Here is a 16251-nt window from a genome sequence, read left to right as displayed (position 1 = left end):
GGGGTCCCGCATCCCGGCAAGGACGCTGTGAAATTCCTCACAGCCAGCCCGCTATCGCGCGACCAAAAGCCTTGTTAGCATGTCCCGAAACGGAGGGCTGCACATGCAAGATCGTCGCGACAATTCAAAGATTTACGGCGTGTATTGCAGCCAGGACTTTGACCTGAAATCCGCCTATGGCGCGGTCTTTGCCGCCCTTGCCGGTGACGTCCTTTTGTTGCGGCCAGATGAGGTCGAGGCCCCAGAGCTCATCCGCTTTGCCCTCTGTTGGGAACCGGCGCCCGAGGCCTTTGACACGTATCCTGCGCTGGAGCTGGCGATCGCGGCGGGCGCAGGTGTCGATCGGCTTCTGGCCCATCCCGGACTGCGCCCCGAAATGAAGGTCGCCCGCATTCGCGACACGGAGCAGGCCTATCAAATGGCCGGGTTCGCCGCCCATGAGGTGCTACATTACGAGCGCGGCTTCGACCAGCTCCGCGCCAATGCCAAAGCCCGTCTTTGGACGGATGTCTTGGGCCGCTCGCCGGGGTCCGTGACCGTCGCGCTTTTGGGCCATGGCACCATGGGGCAAGCTGTGGTCAAAAGCCTCACCGCTCTGGGGTTCGATTTGCGCGTCGCCAGCCGCTCCGCCCCCACCGCCCCCTTGCCGGGCGTGACCTATTTCTCCGGCGACATGGCCGTGATGGAGGCCGCAACCGGCGCCGATTATCTGATCAATCTCCTGCCTCTGACCAAGGCGACCGAAGGCGCACTCAACGCCGATCTTTTCGCCCGTCTCGCCCCCGGCGCGCGGCTGATCCAGATCGGACGGGGCGAGCATTTGGTAGAAGGTGATCTGATCGCGGCGCTCGACAGCGGTCAGATGTCCGCCGCCTCTCTCGATGTCTTTCGGCAAGAACCCCTGCCCGCCGATCATCCGTTCTGGGCGCATCCGAAACTGCGCCTGACCCCGCATCTCGCCAGCCACACCCTGCCCGAGGAACTGGTGCGTCAGGTCATCGCCTGTGCCCGCGCGCTGCGCGATGGCGAGACCTGTGACAGCATCGTCGATCCTGCACGCGGCTATTGACGCACAGGATCAAAGCTTCATCAAAGCCTCACATCTCGACGCAAATCTTGCCGAAATGCGCGCCGCTTTCCTGATAGCGGAAAGCCTGCGCAAGGTCTGAGAGCGGATATGTCCGGTCGATCACCGGGCGCATGTCCAGCACCTCGAGCGCCTTGACGAAATCAAGCTGATGCTGGCGCGAGCCGACGATCAGCCCCTGAAGCCGCTGCTGCCGCGCCATCAGCGCCGCCGTGGGCACTTCGCCCGCCCGTCCGGTCAACACGCCGATCAGCGCGATATGCGCTCCGGGACGACCGGCCACGATGGATTGCGTGAGCGTCGCAGGCCCACCGACCTCGACCACAATATCGACCCCGCGCCCGCCGGTGAGTTGGCGCATCTCCATGCCCCACTCCGGCGTTGTGCGGTAGTTGATGACGTGATCGGCGCCCAACGCGCGCAAACGCTCGAGTTTCTCGTCTGACGAAGAGGTGGCAATCACACGCGCGCCCATCGCCTTGGCCAGTTGCAGCGCATAGATCGACACGCCACCGGTGCCCAGAACCGCCACCGTATCCCCGGCTTTCAGCCCCGCATCGACCACCAAAGCACGCCAAGCGGTCAACCCGGCGGTGGTGATCGTCGCGGCCTCGGCGGCACTCCATCCTTTGGGCGCAGGGGTAAACCAATTGGCGGGCAAGGTCACGCGCTCGCGGGCATAGCCGTCGCGCCCATCGCCCGGCGTGGTGGAGAAATCGAAGGGCCGATCATCGCCCTCCTGCCAGTCCGGGAAAAAGCAGGACACCACGGCATCGCCGGGCCGAAAGGCGCTCACGCCCTCGCCCACGGCCTCCACCTCGCCCGCGCCATCGGCCATCGGGATACGCCCGTCGGGCAAAGCGCCCTCTACGGCGCAGACCCGATAGTCGTGAAAATTGAGCGAGCTGGCGCGCAGCCGCACGGTGATCTCTCCCGGCCCCGGTGCCGCAGGCTCCGCCGCCTCCTCAACCACAAGATTGTCGAGCCCACCGGGGGCTTTGAGCGTGATTTGTTTCATGGGCTGCCTTTCGTTTTAGCTTCGGTAGTCGGCGCCGATCCCCTCGATGGAACGCAGATGCGCCTGCCATTCCAGCTCCAGATCGCCGTCTTCCTCATTCATCTGGATGTATTGCTCATGCACCCGTCCGGCAACCTCATCACCGATCAAACGCAGCGGCTGGCCGGTCGAGGTCGCCGCCACCTGAATTTCGCAGGCGCGCTCGAGGTAGAACATGTTGTTGAACATCTCAGCCGCGCTTCGCCCCGTGGCGATCAGCCCGTGATTGCGCAGCATCAGGACCGGGTGCATCCCCATATCGGCGACGATGCGCTCGCGTTCCTCGAGATCGAGCGCGATGCCTTCGAAATCGTGGTAGCCGATGCGGTTGTGGAATTGCAGCGAGATCTGGTTGAGCGGCAAAAGCCCCTCCTCCATGCACGACACCGCCACGCCCGCGCGGGTGTGCGTGTGCATGATCCAGGCGGCATCGTGGCGGTTCATATGGACAGCCGAATGGATGGTGAAGCCCGCCGGGTTCACCCGGTAAGGACTGTCGTCCACCTTGTTGCCCTCGACGTCGATCTTGACCAGCGAGGAGGCGGTGATCTCCTCCCACCGCCAGCCGTAGGGGTTGATCAGGAAATGCCCGTCCTCGCCCGGCACGCGGGCGGTGATATGCGTGTAGATCAGATCGGTGAACTTGTAGAGCGCCGCCAGACGGTAGCAGGCGGCGAGATCTTCGCGGGTCTTTTGCTCTTTGGGGGTCATGTCTCTCTCCGGCTTAGCCGCGATGCCCGACCGAGCCGCCCGCGCCTTCGGCGGGGAAATCGGCATGGGTCATGGCAAGATGTGCGAGCGCGCCTGCGACAGGCGCCTCCGGCGCACAGGCGCGGCGGGTGGTCAGATCGGTGTGCAGCAACAGCGTCTCGATGGTGGCACAGATCGTGCCATCCGCCTTGAGCACACGGTGGAACAGTTTCATCTTTTTGTCCGCGCCCTCAAGCACCAGCGTCGTCACCGTCAGCGCCTCGCCGCGATGCACCTCATCGAGGTAGCGGATGCGGGTGTCGACAGTGAAAAAGCTTTTGCCAGAGGCGACATAGGCGGCATCCGCGCCGATGAGTTGCATCAACCCGTCGGTCGCCCAGGTTCCAAGCTCGAGATAGGCGGCTTCGTTCATATGGCCGTTGTAATCGGTCCAGGTCACCGGCACCACCCGGCGCAAAGTGACCGGCAAACCGTCGATCTCACCGCCCGTGGCAAGCCCCGCTTCATGCGTGGCGACCACCCCGCCCGCGCCGCTGCCGGTATGGCGCAGGGCGCGCAGAATGGCGACGAGATTGTCGTCACGCAGGCGTTCAAGCTCGCGGATCGTCAAATGCCCGGATTGCGCGTCGGACTGATCGCTGATCGTGGCAATCAAAGCCTCATCGAGTTCCGGCACATCGGTCAGCTTGGTCCAGGGCCATTGCAGCGAAGGACCGAATTGTTCGATGTAGCTTTTCATCCCGGCCTCGCCGCCCGCGATGCGATAGGTCTCAAACAGGCCCATCTGCGCCCAGCGGAGGCCAAACCCCATGCGGATCGCGTCGTCGATTTCCTCGGTGGTGGCGATGCCGTCCTTGAGCATCCAAAGCGCCTCGCGCCAGACCGCTTCCTGAAACCGGTTGCCGATGAAGGCGTCGATTTCGGTTTTGAGAATGAGCGGATGCATCCCGATGGAGGTGGCAATCTCTGCCGCCTTTTTGCAAAGCCCCGGCGCGCCGGAGATTTCCAGAAGTGGCAAAAGATAGACCGGATTGAACGGATGAACGACCACGACAGGCGCACCTTTGGCGGCCAGATCGGAGGCCTTGAACCCGGACGTCGAAGAGGCGATGAACACGCCGTCCGACAGGGATTTCGCGATCTCGTCATAGACCCGATGTTTCAACTCCAGCCGCTCCGACACGCTTTCCTGCACCCAATCGGCGCCGGTCACAGCGTCGGCCATGCTGTCACAAAAGCTCAGGCGCCCTTCCGGCGGCAAGGGCCGGTCGTAGATCGCGGGCAAAGAGGCGCGGGCATTGTCCAGCACCTCGCCGATCTTGCGCGCCGCCTCCGGGTCCGGGTCGAAGACCGCAACGTCCCAGCCATTGAGCAGGAAGCGCGCCGCCCAACCGCCGCCGATGACGCCGCCGCCGATGATGGCCGCGCGGCTCATGCCACGGTCTCCGGCATCGCGCGTTTGACGAGGCCAAGCTGGGCGCGGACCTCTTCCGGCCCCATGAGCGTCGCGCCCATGTTGGACAAGAGGCTCGCCGCGCGTTCGACAAGCTGCGCATTGGTCGCCAGCACGCCTTTGTCGAGATAGAGATTGTCCTCCAGCCCAACCCGCACATTGCCCCCCGCCAGCGCCGCCGCCGCCACGTAAGGCATCTGATCGCGACCCAAGCTAAAGGCCGACCAGTTCCAGCCCTCGGGAATGTTGTTCACCATCGCCATGAAGGTGTTGAGATCATTCGGCGCACCCCATGGCACCCCCATGCAAAGCTGTACCAAGGCTGGGTCTTCCAGCACGCCCTCTTTCACCAGCTGTTTGGCGAACCACAGATGGCCTGTGTCAAAGGCCTCGATCTCCGGCTTCACGCCCAGCTCGGTCATCATCCGCCCCATGGCGCGGAGCATGTCGGTCGTGTTGGTCATCACATAGGTGCCATCGCCGAAATTCATCGAGCCACAATCCAGCGTGCAAATCTCTGGCAGGCAATCGCGGATATGCGCCATGCGTTCGGTCGCCCCCGCCATATCGGTCTCGGCGGCGTTGAGCGCCATCGGCGTCTCCGCCGCGCCAAAGGTCAGATCGCCGCCGGTGCCTGCAGTGAGGTTCAAGACCACATCCACCTCGGACGACCGGATGCGGTCGGTCAGCTCGCGGAAAAACCCACGGTCGCGACAGGGCGCGCCGGTTTCCGGGTCGCGCACATGGCAATGCACCACGGCGGCGCCTGCCTTGGCGGCGTCAATCGCGGCCGCGGCGATCTCTTGCGGCGAACGCGGTACGAGTCGGCTTTTGTCCTGCGTCGCGGCGGCGCCGGTGATCGCGGCGGTGAGAAAGAGTTTTCGGTTCATTTGAAGGGGCATGATCGTCGTCCTGTTACCGGCCCTTCCAGACCGGATCGCGTTTCTCGGCAAAGGCGCGCGCGCCTTCTTTCTGGTCCTCGGAGCGGTAGAGCCGCTCGACGGTTTCGAATTGGCTGGTGTTGATGCGATTGAGCGCGTCCTGGAATTTCATATCCTCGGCCTCGCGCGCGATCTCCTTGATCGCCGCAAAGACCAGAGGCGGACCGGAGGCCAGCTCATCCGCCATCTTGCGCGCCTCGGCCATCAGATCGGCGGCGGGCAGAATGCGATTTACCAAGCCCCAGCGATGCGCCTCCTCGGCATCGAACCAACGCCCGGTGTACAAAAGCTCCATCGCGATGTGATAGGGAATGCGCTTCGGCAGTTTGATCGAGGCGGCATCGGCCACCGTGCCGGATTTGATTTCCGGCAGGGCAAAAGTGGCATGATCTGCCGCCAGAATGATGTCGGCGCTGATCGCCAACTCCAAGCCCCCACCGCAAGCGATGCCATTCACCGCCGCGATCACCGGCTTGTTCAGCCCGCGCAGCTCTTGCAAGCCACCAAAGCCGCCCTTGCCGTAATCCGCATCCGCCGCCTCACCCTCGGCTGCGGCCTTGAGATCCCAACCGGGGCAAAAGAATTTCTCTCCGGCGCCAGTGACGATCGCCACGCGCAGCTCCGGGTCGTCGCGAAAGGTGGTGAAAATCTCGCCAAGTTCCTGGCTCGTCGCCATGTCGATGGCATTGGCCTTGGGCCGGTTCAGCGTGACCTCAAGCACCGCACCCCGGCGGTCGGTCAGGACGTTTTGAGCGCTCATGGCTGCTCCTCCATTCTGATGAGTGCATCCGCCGCCACGGCATCTTCGGCGCGGCAGATCAGCGGGTTGATTTCAATCTCATGCAAGGCCTCGGCATGGTCCGTGACCAGCTTTTGCAGCGCCATGACCGTGTCGATCACCGCGTCGAGATTGGCGGGCGTGCGACCGCGATAGCCAGTCAAAAGCGCGCCGGTTTTCAGATCGGACAAGGCGCTTTGCACATCTTCGCGGCAGGCGGGGACAAGCAGTGAGACCGTGTCACGGATCAGCTCGGTCAGGATGCCGCCCATGCCCAGCGTCAGGACAAAACCATGCGCCGGATCGCGGGTCACACCGACGATCAGCTCAGCCACTGTGCCGGTGATCATCTCCTCGACGAGGAAACTCGCGGCGGGCATGGACTTTGCCGCCTCGGTCACCGTGCGGGCCTCGGTGAGGTTCAGAACCACCGCCCCGGCCTCGGTCTTATGCGCGATGCCTTCGCCTTTGAGCACGACGGGAAAGCCGATCTCCTCGGCCTGCACGCCCGCCTCTGTCGCCGTCATCGCACGTTGGGATTTCGGCACGCGAACGCCAAAACCGGACAAAAGCGCCTTGGCCTCGGCCTCCGAGAAGACACGCGGATCGCCATGGCCGTTCAGCGGTTGCAGCACCGGCGCAGGACGTTGATTGTCGCCTGAGCGCGCGCCCACTTCGGCCGCCGCACGGATGGCGCGCAACGCATCGCCCATGCCACAAAGCGGCACGACGCCCAGCTCCAGCGCCCGCTGCGCTACCGCTTCAGAGAGGCCCTCGGACAAAAGCGAGACCATGGCCATCGGTGTGCCGGTCACCTCGCCGGTCTTGGCGACCGCGCGCAGCACCTGATCGTAATCGGGCGCCTCGAACCGGTCGTCGCGCGGATAGTCCACCACGACACAGCCAAGGCCCAGTTCGGCATCGCAAAGCGCCGTGAAGGTGGCGGTCAAAGCCGCCTCGTCGCCCCAGATATAGGTGTTGTAATCCAATGGGTTGGCCAAGGCGACCTTGGGCCCCAAAGCGGCGCGCAGGCCGTCGCTTTGCTGGGCGTTGAGCGGCGGATAGACCACCCCCGCCACCTCGCCCATATCGGCCATGAGAGAGGCCTCGCCCCCCGAACAAGACGCAGAGGCGATGCGGCTGGAGCGGAGCCCGCCAGTGACATGCAGGAGCTTCAGCGTTTCGACCAACTCGGTCGGCGTGTCCACCTGCGCAATGCCAAGACGTTTGAGCAAAGCCCGCGCGCCCGCATCCGACCCGGTCAGAGAGGCGGTGTGAGAGACGGCGGCGGCCTGCGCCTGTTGCGAGCTGCCGACACGCAGCGCAACGATGGGTTTGCCCAGATCGGACGCACGCCGCGCCAGCTCTTCGAAGGCCGGAAGATCGCTGATCCCCTCGATATGCAGCCCCAAGGCGGTGATGCGCGGGTCTTCCAAAAGGGCAATCCCGAGATCGGACATCGAGGTTTGCGCCTGATTGCCCGCCGCAACCACGGCGGCCAGCGGCAGGCCGCGCCGTTGCATCGTCAGGTTGATCAGCACGTTGGAGGATTGCCCTATGACGGCGACACCGCGTTCGACCGGCGCCATGCCGTGGCGGTCGGGCCAAAGCGCCATGCCGTCGAGCGCGTTGACGATGCCGTAGCAATTCGGCCCCAAAACCCGCATGTCGCCTGCGGCTTCGACCAGTTTCGCCTGAAGCTCTGCGCCATCGGCCAGCTCGGACACCGCCTCGCTGAACCCCGCCGCAAAGCAGACCGCGCCACCGCAGCCCATCTTGGACAGCTCCGCCGTGACCGTGACGGTCAGCTCACGGTTCACGCCGATGAAGGCCGCGTCGGGCACGCCCGGCAGGCTGGCGAGATCGGGATAGGCCGGCAGACCGCCGAGCTCTGTTTTCTTCGGGTGCACCGGCCAGATCGGCCCGGTGAACCCGGTATCGCGGCATTGGCGCACGACGTTTTCGCACCATGTGCCACCGCCGATCACGGCGATGGCCTTGGGCGAGATGAACCGGCTCAGGGCACCCATCCGCGTCACGCTCCCAGAGGCCGGAACAGGTCCCGGCTGATGATGTGGCGCTGGATTTCCGAGGTGCCGTCCCAGATGCGTTCGACACGGGCATCGCGCCAGAACCGCTCAATCGGCAGCTCGTCCATGAGCCCCATCCCGCCATGAATTTGCAGCGCCGCATCGGTCACACGCGCCAGCATTTCGGAGGCGTAAACCTTGGCCGAAGCAATCTCGCGGTTGGCCGGGAGGCCTTGGTCCAGACGCCATGCGGCGGAGAGCGTCAGCCAATCGGCGGCGTCGATCTCGGTGATCATATCGGCGATCTGAAAGCTCACGCCTTGGAATTTGCCGATGGGCTGGCCGAATTGCTTGCGCTCGGCGGCGTAGCTCAAGGCGTGATCGAAGACCCGGCGCGCGCGGCCCACGGAGTTGGTCGCGACCGTGATGCGCGTGGCGTAGAGCCATTCGTTCATCACGTCGAAGCCGCCATCGACCTCGCCCAGAACCTGCGCATCCGACAGACGACAATTGTCGAAATAGAGGATGCTGTTCTGATAACCGCGGTGCGACACGGAGTTATAACCCCGCGCGATCTCAAAGCCGGGCGTGCCGCGGTCGACGAGGAAACAGGTGATGCGTTTCTTCGGCCCACGCGGCGTCTCATCGACCCCGGTGGCAACAAAGACGATCACGAAGTCGGCGTGTTCCGCGCCGGAAATAAAGTGCTTGGAGCCATTGATCACCCAATCGCCGCCGTCGCGCACGGCGGAGCATTTCATGCCGCGCACGTCGGAACCCGCATCCGGCTCGGTCATCGCCAGAGCGTCCATTTTCTCGCCGCGCACGGCGGGCATAAGGTATTTTTCGATCTGCTCGCCTTTGCAGGCCATCAGGATGTTCTGCGGCCGGCCAAAGAAATGGGTCAGCGCCATCGAGCCACGGCCCAGCTCACGTTCGACCAGCGCGAATTCGAGATGCGAGAGCCCCGGACCGCCAACGCTTTCGGGAAAGTTCGAGGCGTAAAACCCCAGATCGAGGCACTTCTGTTTGATCTCCTGGCCGATCTCGGCGGGGACTTCTCCGGTGCGTTCGACCAGCGTTTCATGGGGGTAAATTTCGTTTTCAACGAAGCTGCGGACGGTGGAGACGATCATCTCCTGTTCAGTGGTCAGGCCAAAATGCATGGGTCACCCTCTTTCATGTTGAAAGGATGTTGTTGTCAGGGAGGAAGCAGCGCGCGAGAGGTCCGCGCGCTGCGGAAGGGTTAAGTGGGAATAGGGATCAACTGGGGCCGCGTACCTTTCGCCAAAGGTGGGCGGCACGGGCGAGGATCACCAGCGTGACCACGAGGATCAAAAGCACGGAAATCGAGGCGATGGCAGGATCGACATTGTCGCGCAGCCCCATCCACATCCGACGTGGCAGCGTGATAGTTTCCACCGAGGTGACGAAAAGCGTCACACCGATTTCGTCCCAGGACAGAAGGAAACACAGGAACAATGCGCCCAACATGCCAAAGCGAATGTTGGGCAGGATCACCCCAAAGATCCGGGTGAAGAGATTTGCCCCCATGGATTGCGCGGCCAAATCCATGCGCCGGTCGACCTGGCTCAGAGAGACCATGAGCACGACCACCGCATAGGGCACGACCATCACCATATGGGCCAGAACCACCCCGCCCAACGTGTCATAGGCGATCAGGCTGTTCCATTGCGACAACTGCGTCAGAAAGAAGAACAGCGTGAGCGAGGACACCACAGGCGGCGCGACCATCGGCAAGAGCACAAAGCCGGTCATCAGCATGGCGAACGGTGGACGCAGGAGCCAGATGCCGACGCAAAACGCCGTGGCGAGCGCGACCGAAAGGACGCTGGCCAGCACACCGACCTGCACAGAGGTCATGAGGCTGTGGCCCCACTCCGGGTTCTCGAACAGCAACTGGTAGTGCCGCCAGGACCAGTCGCCATTGGGCAGGCTGAGGTAGCGACGCGAGGTGAAGCTGACCGGCACCACCGCGATGAGCGGCATCAACAGGAACAGCGCAACGAGGGAGGACAAAAGCGTGGCGATCACGCCGGGACGAAGTCGGGTCATGGCGTCACATCCTCGTAGCGGCGAATGAGAAGGTAGAGAATGCCCCCCACCGCGATCATCAGAACCACACTCATGGCGGCGGCCATGCCCCATTGCGGGATCTGGAAAATCCAGAGGTAGATCAGCTCGGCGACCAAGACGGACTGCCCCCCGCCCAAAAGCGCGGGCGTGACGTAAAAGCCGATGGAGAAGACAAAGACCAAGAGCGTTGCCCCCATGATGCCGCTCGCCGTCATCGGCAGATAGACCTGCCAGAAAATCCGCAAACGAGAGGCCCCCATGCCATCGGCGGCGGTGAGCACGCGCTCATCGACATTGCGCATGGCGGTGGCCAGCGGGAAGACGGCGAAGGGGATGAGGTAATGCGACATGCCGACCACAACGGCAAACTCGTTGCGCGTCATCTGGATGGCGCTGTCGATCAGCCCAAGGTCCTGAAGCCAGGTGTTCAGAAGGCCGCGGTTGGAGAGCATGGACAGCCACCCAAACGCCCGGCTCAGGATAGAAATCCAAAACGGGATCATGATGCACAGTTCGGTGATCATCCGCACCAGAGGCGAGCCACGCACCCAGAGAAGGGTGATGACATAGGCGCTGGTCACCGAGACCACGGTCACGATCAGACAGAGCCGCAGCGTGCGCCCGATCACGCCAAGCGACAAAGGATCGCTCAAAACGTGGCCATATTGCGCGAAACCGGGGTCCGGATCGGTAAAGCTGAGCTGAACGATGCCTAAAAACGGCAACAGATAGCTCGCGCCCAGGAACAAAAGTACCGGGCAGATAAGGAGGAGATAGGGGCGCATGGATCTTCCTTTTGCGCGCCCTCCGTTCGTGACAAACGGAGGGCCAAGTCAGGGGGATCAGGCGGAAATAATCTGGAGATAGGCGTCGAGCGCCGCGCCGTAGTTCTCTTCGTACCAATCCGTGTCGAGCGCGACCTGTTTGGGCAGGTTCGCCGGGTCCATCGGATTGAGCCAGCGGTCCTCTTCCGGAATGAGCGCATCGGCGGCCGGGTTGCTCGGCCCGTTGCCCAGCATTTCGAACAGCACCACCTGACGCTCCGGCTCTTGCGTGGCCGCGATGTATTTCATCGCCGCTTCGGTGCCGCCCGGGTTGTCCTTGAGCACCCCGATGCCGCCCGGCCCGATGATGCCGCCGTCCCAGGTAAAGGTGATCTCGCCCTCGGTGTCCTTGTGCAACAGACCCGCGCGGGTGTTCCAGATCAGCGCCATGGAGACATCACCGTTGAGCAGCAAAGACTGGCTTTCCGCCCCGCCGCCCCAGAAGGCGCCGATATGCTCTTTGAAGGCGTCGATCTTGGCATGTGCGCGGTCCAGATCGAGCGGATAGAGGTCCGCGGGTGCCACGCCATCGGCCAGCAGCGCGGCCTCCCACATGCCCGCGCCCCATTTGTACATGGAGCGTTTGCCGGGGAATTTATCGACATCGAAGAAATCCGCCAGAGAGGTCGGCGGCGTGTCGTATTTGGTCGCGTCATAGGCGATCACATAGGAGTAGAAATAGCACGACGAGGAGTATTCCCACTGAAACCCTTCGCGCTGTTTCGCCGGATCGACGATGTCGTAATCGATCGGCTGCATCATGCCCTTACGCCCCAGCGCCTGCGTCGAGAAGGGATCCGCATCGACGAGATCCCAGGTTGGACGCCCGCCCTGCACCTGCGCGGTGATCGCGCCTTCGGTCGGGCCGGAGCCGTCGTAGAACACCTTGATGCCGGTTTCCTCGGCGAAGGGTTTGCCAAAGGCCGCATCCATCGCATCGAGCGCATCCCCGCCCCAGTTCACAAAGACCAGCCGACCGTCTTCAGCGCGCGCAGGCGTGGCGCCCAAACCGATGGCGGAGGTGCCCATGAGCGCGGCAAAGCCCTGCATCAGTTGGCGGCGGGAAATCTGACCTTTCGCACTCCGTTCCTTGAGAATGTCGACGAGGTCTTTCTGGAAGTGATTGTGCATTGTCTCACCTGTTGGTTGGTGTTGGAATTGTTGTAGTTTTGCGCAGAGCTTCTCTGTCGAGCGCCCGTGTGGCGGCCCTTGAAGATGCGTTGCGATAGGGAATGTCAGAGCGCGAAACTGTCGCCGGTGTCCCATGCGACGTGCAGCCCCGCGCCCAGATCGGGAGGCGGCAGGCCGGGGCCGTTGTCGATGTAGAACATCAACTCTTCGCCCGCTTTGGTCTCAAGCACGAGACGGGATTTCGAGCCGAGATAGACCATGTCGCGCACCGTCACCGGGAGCTTATTCACGTCCGTCTCGCCCGCAAGGCGCATGTGTTCGGGACGCAGCGCGATATGATCGAAGGCCGACGCATTGGTCGGCAGGTCGATCTTTGTCCCGGCAACCCCGCCCTTTTCGGCGTCCAGCGACATGATATTGATGTCGCCCAAGAATTCCGCCGTGAAGCGGTTCGCGGGGTGTTCATAGACCTCACTCGGCGTGCCGATCTGTTGCAGCGCGCCTTGGTTGAAGATCGCCACATGGGTCGAGAGTGCCAGCGCCTCTTCTTGGTCGTGGGTCACAAAGACAAAGGTCGTGCCGAGATCCCTGTGCAGCCGCCGCAGCTCTTCTTGCATCTGGCCGCGCAGGTTCTTGTCGAGCGCCGAAAACGGCTCATCGAGCAACAGAACCTTCGGCTCGTAGGCCAGCGCGCGGGCCAGAGCGACCCTTTGCTGCTGACCTCCGGAAAGCGCCTTGGGTTTCTTATGCGCATGCCCCGACAGGCCGACCATCTCGATCATCTGATCGACGCGCGCCGACATCTGTGCCTTGGACCATTTCTTGACCTTGAGCGGAAAGGCGATGTTTTCGGCCACGCTCAGATGCGGGAACAAGGCGTAGCCCTGAAACACCATGCCAAAGCCGCGTTGCTTGGCCGACCAATTGGTCATGTCCTGCCCTTCAAGGAGCAGCTTGCCCGAGGTCAGGTTCTGATAACCGCCGAGCATCGTCAGGAAGGTGGTTTTGCCTGAGCCTGATGGCCCAAGAAGAGAGAGGAATTCGCCCTCTTTGATGTCCAGGGACACGTCACGTAAGGCGTGGAAATCCCCGAACATTTTTCCGACGGAATGGGCTTCGATCTGCGTTGTGTTTGCCACAATCGTCTCGCTTTCTCAGTCTGTGCGTTATGCTCTGAGGGTGCGAGGCGCTTTGCCAAACTGCAAATGAAACTTCTTGTTCCGCGTGACAAACAAAATTTGTCACGACCTAAAATCCAGACCAATACGGCTCACTTCCAGACGTGTTTTCAACCAGTTATGGAATTCAACCACGAGTGGATTTTCGAGATTTTCCTCCGGCGTACAGAGGAAATAGCCGGTATCAGAGTGCAAAGTTTGTGCAAAGGGTCGCATCAACCGCCCTTCACGCAAATCCGACGCCCAAAGCACCGTATCGCCAATCGCGATTCCTTCGCCCGCGATCACCGCCGTATGCACGATGTTCATGTCAGAATAGCAAATGCCACGATGCGCATTTTCCATCGGCATGCCCGACATTTGCATCCAGTTTTCCCAATCGGTGAAGTCATTCATGTGCAAAAGCGTTGCCCGTTTGAGGATGTGCGGATCGTTGAAATTCTTGTACCGGCTGAGATAGGCCGGGCTGCACAGCGGCGTGAATTCGACCGACAACAAAGGCTCCGCCACCACATGGGCGCGCGGTTCATGGCCGAAGGTGATGAATGTATCGACCTCCGGGTTGCTGGTATCCGCAAGCTGATGACTGCTGACGACATTGAGGATGACTTCCGGGTTCGCGGCCAGAAAATCCCCCATGTTGAGGCAGAGCCACGCGGCGGCAAAGCCCGGCGGCGCGCTCACCGACAGCCGCCCGTTCAACCGGTCTTGCGACACCCGCGCGGTCGAGCTTGCGATGATGTTGAGCGCCCGGCGCACATCCTCGGCATAGGCGCGCGCCCGCGGCGTGATCTCGGTGCGGTTGCCGCTGCGTTCGACGATCTTGAATCCCAGATCGCGTTCCATGAGCCGAAGCTGATGGCTGACCGCGCTGCGGGTGACATTGAGCTCAGAGGCCGCACGCCACAGCGCGCCATTGCGCACGACGCTCTCAAGGACGCGCAGCGCCTGAATAGAGGGAAAACGTTTGATGGCAGCTCTCCTGACATAAAAAGACGCCCCCGAGGCATAGCGCATCGGGGGCAGTCTATCGAGATCAAAACATCTGACTTTAAGACAGTGACCGCAGAGGGACTAAAGCCGCGGAAGTTGCGATCTCAGATATTCGAAATGGCGTTGCGCCATGCCGCGATAGGCGATCCAGCCGTCGGCGGTGTTCTGCGCCACCGCGTCCGAAAGCACCGCCAAAGGTTGCCCGGTTGAGCGCGCCAGAATGAGCGTCTGCGCGGCTTTTTCAAAGAAATACAGGTCCTCGAAAGCATCCGCCACGCTGTCGCCGACGATGGTCACCCCATGGTTGCCCATCACCAGAACCGATTTGTCGCCAAGGCTCTCCGCCAGACGCTCGCCCTCTTCCTCCGCATCGGCGATGCCGCCGAAATCGAGGTCATAGGCCGTGCGCCCGTAGAACCGCGCGGTGTTGTTGTCGATGGGCACGACGGTGGGGTCCTTGAGACAAGCCAATGCGGTGGCATAGGGCGAATGGCAGTGCAACAGGACCTTCGCCTCCGGTTTGCGCCGGTGCAACGTGCCATGGACGCACCAGGCCGAGGCATCGGGCGCATTCGGCCCGTCGAGCACCGTCTCGTCGTTGCTGTCGAGCAGCAAAAGGTCCTCGGGGCGGATCGTCGCGAAATGCTGCCAGCGCGGGTTCAATAGGAACCGCGCCCCGTCGTCGGACACAGCCGCGCTGAAATGATTTCCGACGGATTCACTCCAGCCCAGCTGGTGGCAAATCCGAAAGGCATCCGCCAGATCCTGCCGCAAAGCGACAGGATCGACGAGGGTCTGATCGGGGGAAACGTGGGTGTTCATGCCTTGAACCGCCCTTCGCTGACGAGCGCGCGATAGGTCGAGCGCATCTCGGCGCGATCCGTGTAGCAGCCGCGCAGATAGCGGTCGCCGCTGGTCGCCGAATAGGCCGCGCGCCCGTGCACGATGCGGTGGTTGTCGAACACCATGCATTCGCCCGCTTTCATCAGAAAGCGCATCATGTATTTCTCTTCCTGCAACATCCGCCCAAACCGGCAGAAGGCCGGGTAGTAACGGTCGAGCAACTCCTGATCGAGATCGATGATGTCGAGCATGTGCTGGCTGATCGTCAGGCCCGACACCTCGCCATGCTGATCCAGCTCGATCACCGTCTGACGCGACCGCATGTCGTAATCGTCATGCTCGCAATAGAACGGCACGGAAACCTCGGAGAGCAGCTTGAACCCCTCGGGGTCACGTTGACGGAAGTCATTGGCCACGGCGACACCATCGGCATAGAGGCTCTCGCCGCCCTGCACCGTATTGGCGCGGCAATGCAGGAATTGAACCCCCGGCGCATGTTCCTCCGCCGGCGTGTCGGTGTGCAACTCCAGCGCGGCGGAGGTATAGGCCGTGTTGGTCGGATTGATATAGGTTTTCACGTCGAAATAATCGCCAAAGAAGGTCGGGCGCACCTGACCGATCAGGCTGGCGGTTTCCGTCAGCGCCTCGTTGCTGTCTGGCATGTCGGTGAGGATCACAAAACCTTCGACCAGCATTGCCTCGATCCATTTGCGGCGCACCTCCGGGTCGGCCATCAGCTCCGGCTGGCTAAAGCGCGGCACCTCCGGGAAGTGATCGCCATACCAGGCCTCGCGCGGCAGATCCGCCGGGTCGTTGCGCGGGCCTGCGGTGGCGTAGGTCTCAAGCCAGCTCAGCGGGAACAGCGTGACGTGATCTTCGCCAGACCAGACGATCTCAAGCGCATCGCCGACGATCTCGGCGGCCTTGGGCGTCGGTGCGTCTACGAGGTGAAAAATGTCAAAGCTGCGCTCGCGGGTGGCGCTGCTGAACGAGCTGGGGCAATTGTCGCGCAGCCAGTAGTAGTTAAAGTAATGCGGCTGACCGTCGGACAGGATGACATCCAGACCCTGCTCTTTGAGAACCGGGGCGGCGATGGGTGCGTTCATGACATTCATGTGATTTCTCAGC

The 16251-nt window shown here is 62.4% G+C and carries 15 protein-coding genes; 1 reads left to right on the top strand and 14 read right to left on the bottom strand.

Features of this window, described 5'->3' with window-relative positions; translation table 11 throughout:
* The first annotated feature begins 103 nt into the window (after positions 1–103).
* Complete coding sequence (locus LC094_RS05020; protein WP_226550657.1) at positions 104–1069, top strand: NAD(P)-dependent oxidoreductase; 966 nt, start codon at positions 104–106, stop codon at positions 1067–1069.
* A gap of 28 nt (positions 1070–1097) precedes the next feature.
* On the opposite strand, the gene LC094_RS05015 is transcribed toward LC094_RS05020, so the two are convergent.
* The 14 genes from LC094_RS05015 to LC094_RS04950 all read right to left on the bottom strand — a co-directional run bounded on the left by LC094_RS05015 (position 1098) and on the right by LC094_RS04950 (position 16238).
* Complete coding sequence (locus tag LC094_RS05015) at positions 1098–2105, bottom strand: zinc-dependent alcohol dehydrogenase family protein (protein ID WP_226550656.1); 1008 nt, start codon at positions 2103–2105, stop codon at positions 1098–1100.
* A 15-nt stretch (positions 2106–2120) separates the two neighbouring features.
* Entirely contained in the window at positions 2121–2855 is a 735-nt protein-coding gene (locus LC094_RS05010) for a class II aldolase/adducin family protein (protein WP_264186366.1), read from the bottom strand.
* A gap of 13 nt (positions 2856–2868) precedes the next feature.
* Positions 2869–4290, bottom strand: coding sequence for a carnitine 3-dehydrogenase (locus LC094_RS05005; protein WP_226550654.1), 1422 nt, complete (start codon positions 4288–4290; stop codon positions 2869–2871).
* Positions 4287–5210, bottom strand: coding sequence for a BKACE family enzyme (locus LC094_RS05000; protein WP_226550653.1), 924 nt, complete (start codon positions 5208–5210; stop codon positions 4287–4289). The genes LC094_RS05005 and LC094_RS05000 overlap by 4 nt, the downstream gene beginning before the upstream one ends.
* 13 nt (positions 5211–5223) lie before the next feature.
* Entirely contained in the window at positions 5224–6009 is a 786-nt protein-coding gene (locus LC094_RS04995) for a carnitinyl-CoA dehydratase (protein WP_226550652.1), read from the bottom strand.
* The gene (locus tag LC094_RS04990) at positions 6006–8057 is read right to left on the bottom strand and encodes an acetate--CoA ligase family protein (protein WP_226550650.1); all 2052 of its coding nucleotides are present in this window, start codon (positions 8055–8057) and stop codon (positions 6006–6008) included. Before LC094_RS04990 ends, LC094_RS04995 begins: the two co-directional genes overlap by 4 nt.
* Positions 8058–8062: 5 nt before the next feature.
* Positions 8063–9223 carry an acyl-CoA dehydrogenase family protein gene (locus tag LC094_RS04985; RefSeq protein ID WP_226550649.1) on the bottom strand — a complete coding sequence of 387 codons (1161 nt, stop codon included), beginning with the start codon at positions 9221–9223 and terminating at the stop codon, positions 8063–8065.
* A 97-nt stretch (positions 9224–9320) separates the two neighbouring features.
* Positions 9321–10133 carry an ABC transporter permease gene (locus tag LC094_RS04980; RefSeq protein WP_226550648.1) on the bottom strand — a complete coding sequence of 271 codons (813 nt, stop codon included), beginning with the start codon at positions 10131–10133 and terminating at the stop codon, positions 9321–9323.
* Positions 10130–10939 (bottom strand): ABC transporter permease, encoded by an 810-nt coding sequence (locus LC094_RS04975; protein WP_167600555.1) that lies wholly within the window; start codon positions 10937–10939, stop codon positions 10130–10132. The genes LC094_RS04980 and LC094_RS04975 overlap by 4 nt, the downstream gene beginning before the upstream one ends.
* Positions 10940–10996: 57 nt before the next feature.
* Positions 10997–12109: an ABC transporter substrate-binding protein gene (locus LC094_RS04970; RefSeq protein WP_226550647.1), complete on the bottom strand. Its 1113-nt coding sequence runs from the start codon at positions 12107–12109 to the stop codon at positions 10997–10999.
* Positions 12110–12213: 104 nt separating this feature from the next.
* Positions 12214–13248 carry an ABC transporter ATP-binding protein gene (locus LC094_RS04965; RefSeq protein WP_226550646.1) on the bottom strand — a complete coding sequence of 345 codons (1035 nt, stop codon included), beginning with the start codon at positions 13246–13248 and terminating at the stop codon, positions 12214–12216.
* Positions 13249–13350: 102 nt separating this feature from the next.
* A complete protein-coding gene (locus LC094_RS04960) occupies positions 13351–14304 on the bottom strand; it encodes a LysR substrate-binding domain-containing protein (RefSeq protein WP_226550644.1) in 954 nt (317 codons plus the stop codon).
* Between the two features lie 57 nt (positions 14305–14361).
* The gene (locus LC094_RS04955; RefSeq protein WP_226550643.1) at positions 14362–15102 is read right to left on the bottom strand and encodes a class II aldolase/adducin family protein; all 741 of its coding nucleotides are present in this window, start codon (positions 15100–15102) and stop codon (positions 14362–14364) included.
* Complete coding sequence (locus LC094_RS04950) at positions 15099–16238, bottom strand: TauD/TfdA family dioxygenase (protein WP_226550642.1); 1140 nt, start codon at positions 16236–16238, stop codon at positions 15099–15101. The genes LC094_RS04955 and LC094_RS04950 overlap by 4 nt, the downstream gene beginning before the upstream one ends.
* Positions 16239–16251 lie beyond the last annotated feature (13 nt).

The organism is Celeribacter naphthalenivorans (assembly GCF_020524585.1).
Classification (GTDB): domain Bacteria; phylum Pseudomonadota; class Alphaproteobacteria; order Rhodobacterales; family Rhodobacteraceae; genus Celeribacter; species Celeribacter naphthalenivorans.
This window is presented reverse-complemented; position numbering and strand designations above follow the sequence as displayed.

Excerpts from the sequence above, each read along its gene's own strand:
- LC094_RS05020 (WP_226550657.1), top strand. The coding sequence starts at position 104 with ATGCAAGATCGTCGCGACAATTCAAAGATTTACGGCGTGTATTGCAGC.
- LC094_RS05015 (WP_226550656.1), bottom strand. The coding sequence starts at position 2,105 with ATGAAACAAATCACGCTCAAAGCCCCCGGTGGGCTCGACAATCTTGTG.
- LC094_RS05010 (WP_264186366.1), bottom strand. The coding sequence starts at position 2,855 with ATGACCCCCAAAGAGCAAAAGACCCGCGAAGATCTCGCCGCCTGCTAC.
- LC094_RS05005 (WP_226550654.1), bottom strand. The coding sequence starts at position 4,290 with ATGAGCCGCGCGGCCATCATCGGCGGCGGCGTCATCGGCGGCGGTTGG.
- LC094_RS05000 (WP_226550653.1), bottom strand. The coding sequence starts at position 5,210 with ATGCCCCTTCAAATGAACCGAAAACTCTTTCTCACCGCCGCGATCACC.
- LC094_RS04995 (WP_226550652.1), bottom strand. The coding sequence starts at position 6,009 with ATGAGCGCTCAAAACGTCCTGACCGACCGCCGGGGTGCGGTGCTTGAG.
- LC094_RS04990 (WP_226550650.1), bottom strand. The coding sequence starts at position 8,057 with ATGGGTGCCCTGAGCCGGTTCATCTCGCCCAAGGCCATCGCCGTGATC.
- LC094_RS04985 (WP_226550649.1), bottom strand. The coding sequence starts at position 9,223 with ATGCATTTTGGCCTGACCACTGAACAGGAGATGATCGTCTCCACCGTC.
- LC094_RS04980 (WP_226550648.1), bottom strand. The coding sequence starts at position 10,133 with ATGACCCGACTTCGTCCCGGCGTGATCGCCACGCTTTTGTCCTCCCTC.
- LC094_RS04975 (WP_167600555.1), bottom strand. The coding sequence starts at position 10,939 with ATGCGCCCCTATCTCCTCCTTATCTGCCCGGTACTTTTGTTCCTGGGC.
- LC094_RS04970 (WP_226550647.1), bottom strand. The coding sequence starts at position 12,109 with ATGCACAATCACTTCCAGAAAGACCTCGTCGACATTCTCAAGGAACGG.
- LC094_RS04960 (WP_226550644.1), bottom strand. The coding sequence starts at position 14,304 with ATGCGCTATGCCTCGGGGGCGTCTTTTTATGTCAGGAGAGCTGCCATC.
- LC094_RS04955 (WP_226550643.1), bottom strand. The coding sequence starts at position 15,102 with ATGAACACCCACGTTTCCCCCGATCAGACCCTCGTCGATCCTGTCGCT.
- LC094_RS04950 (WP_226550642.1), bottom strand. The coding sequence starts at position 16,238 with ATGAATGTCATGAACGCACCCATCGCCGCCCCGGTTCTCAAAGAGCAG.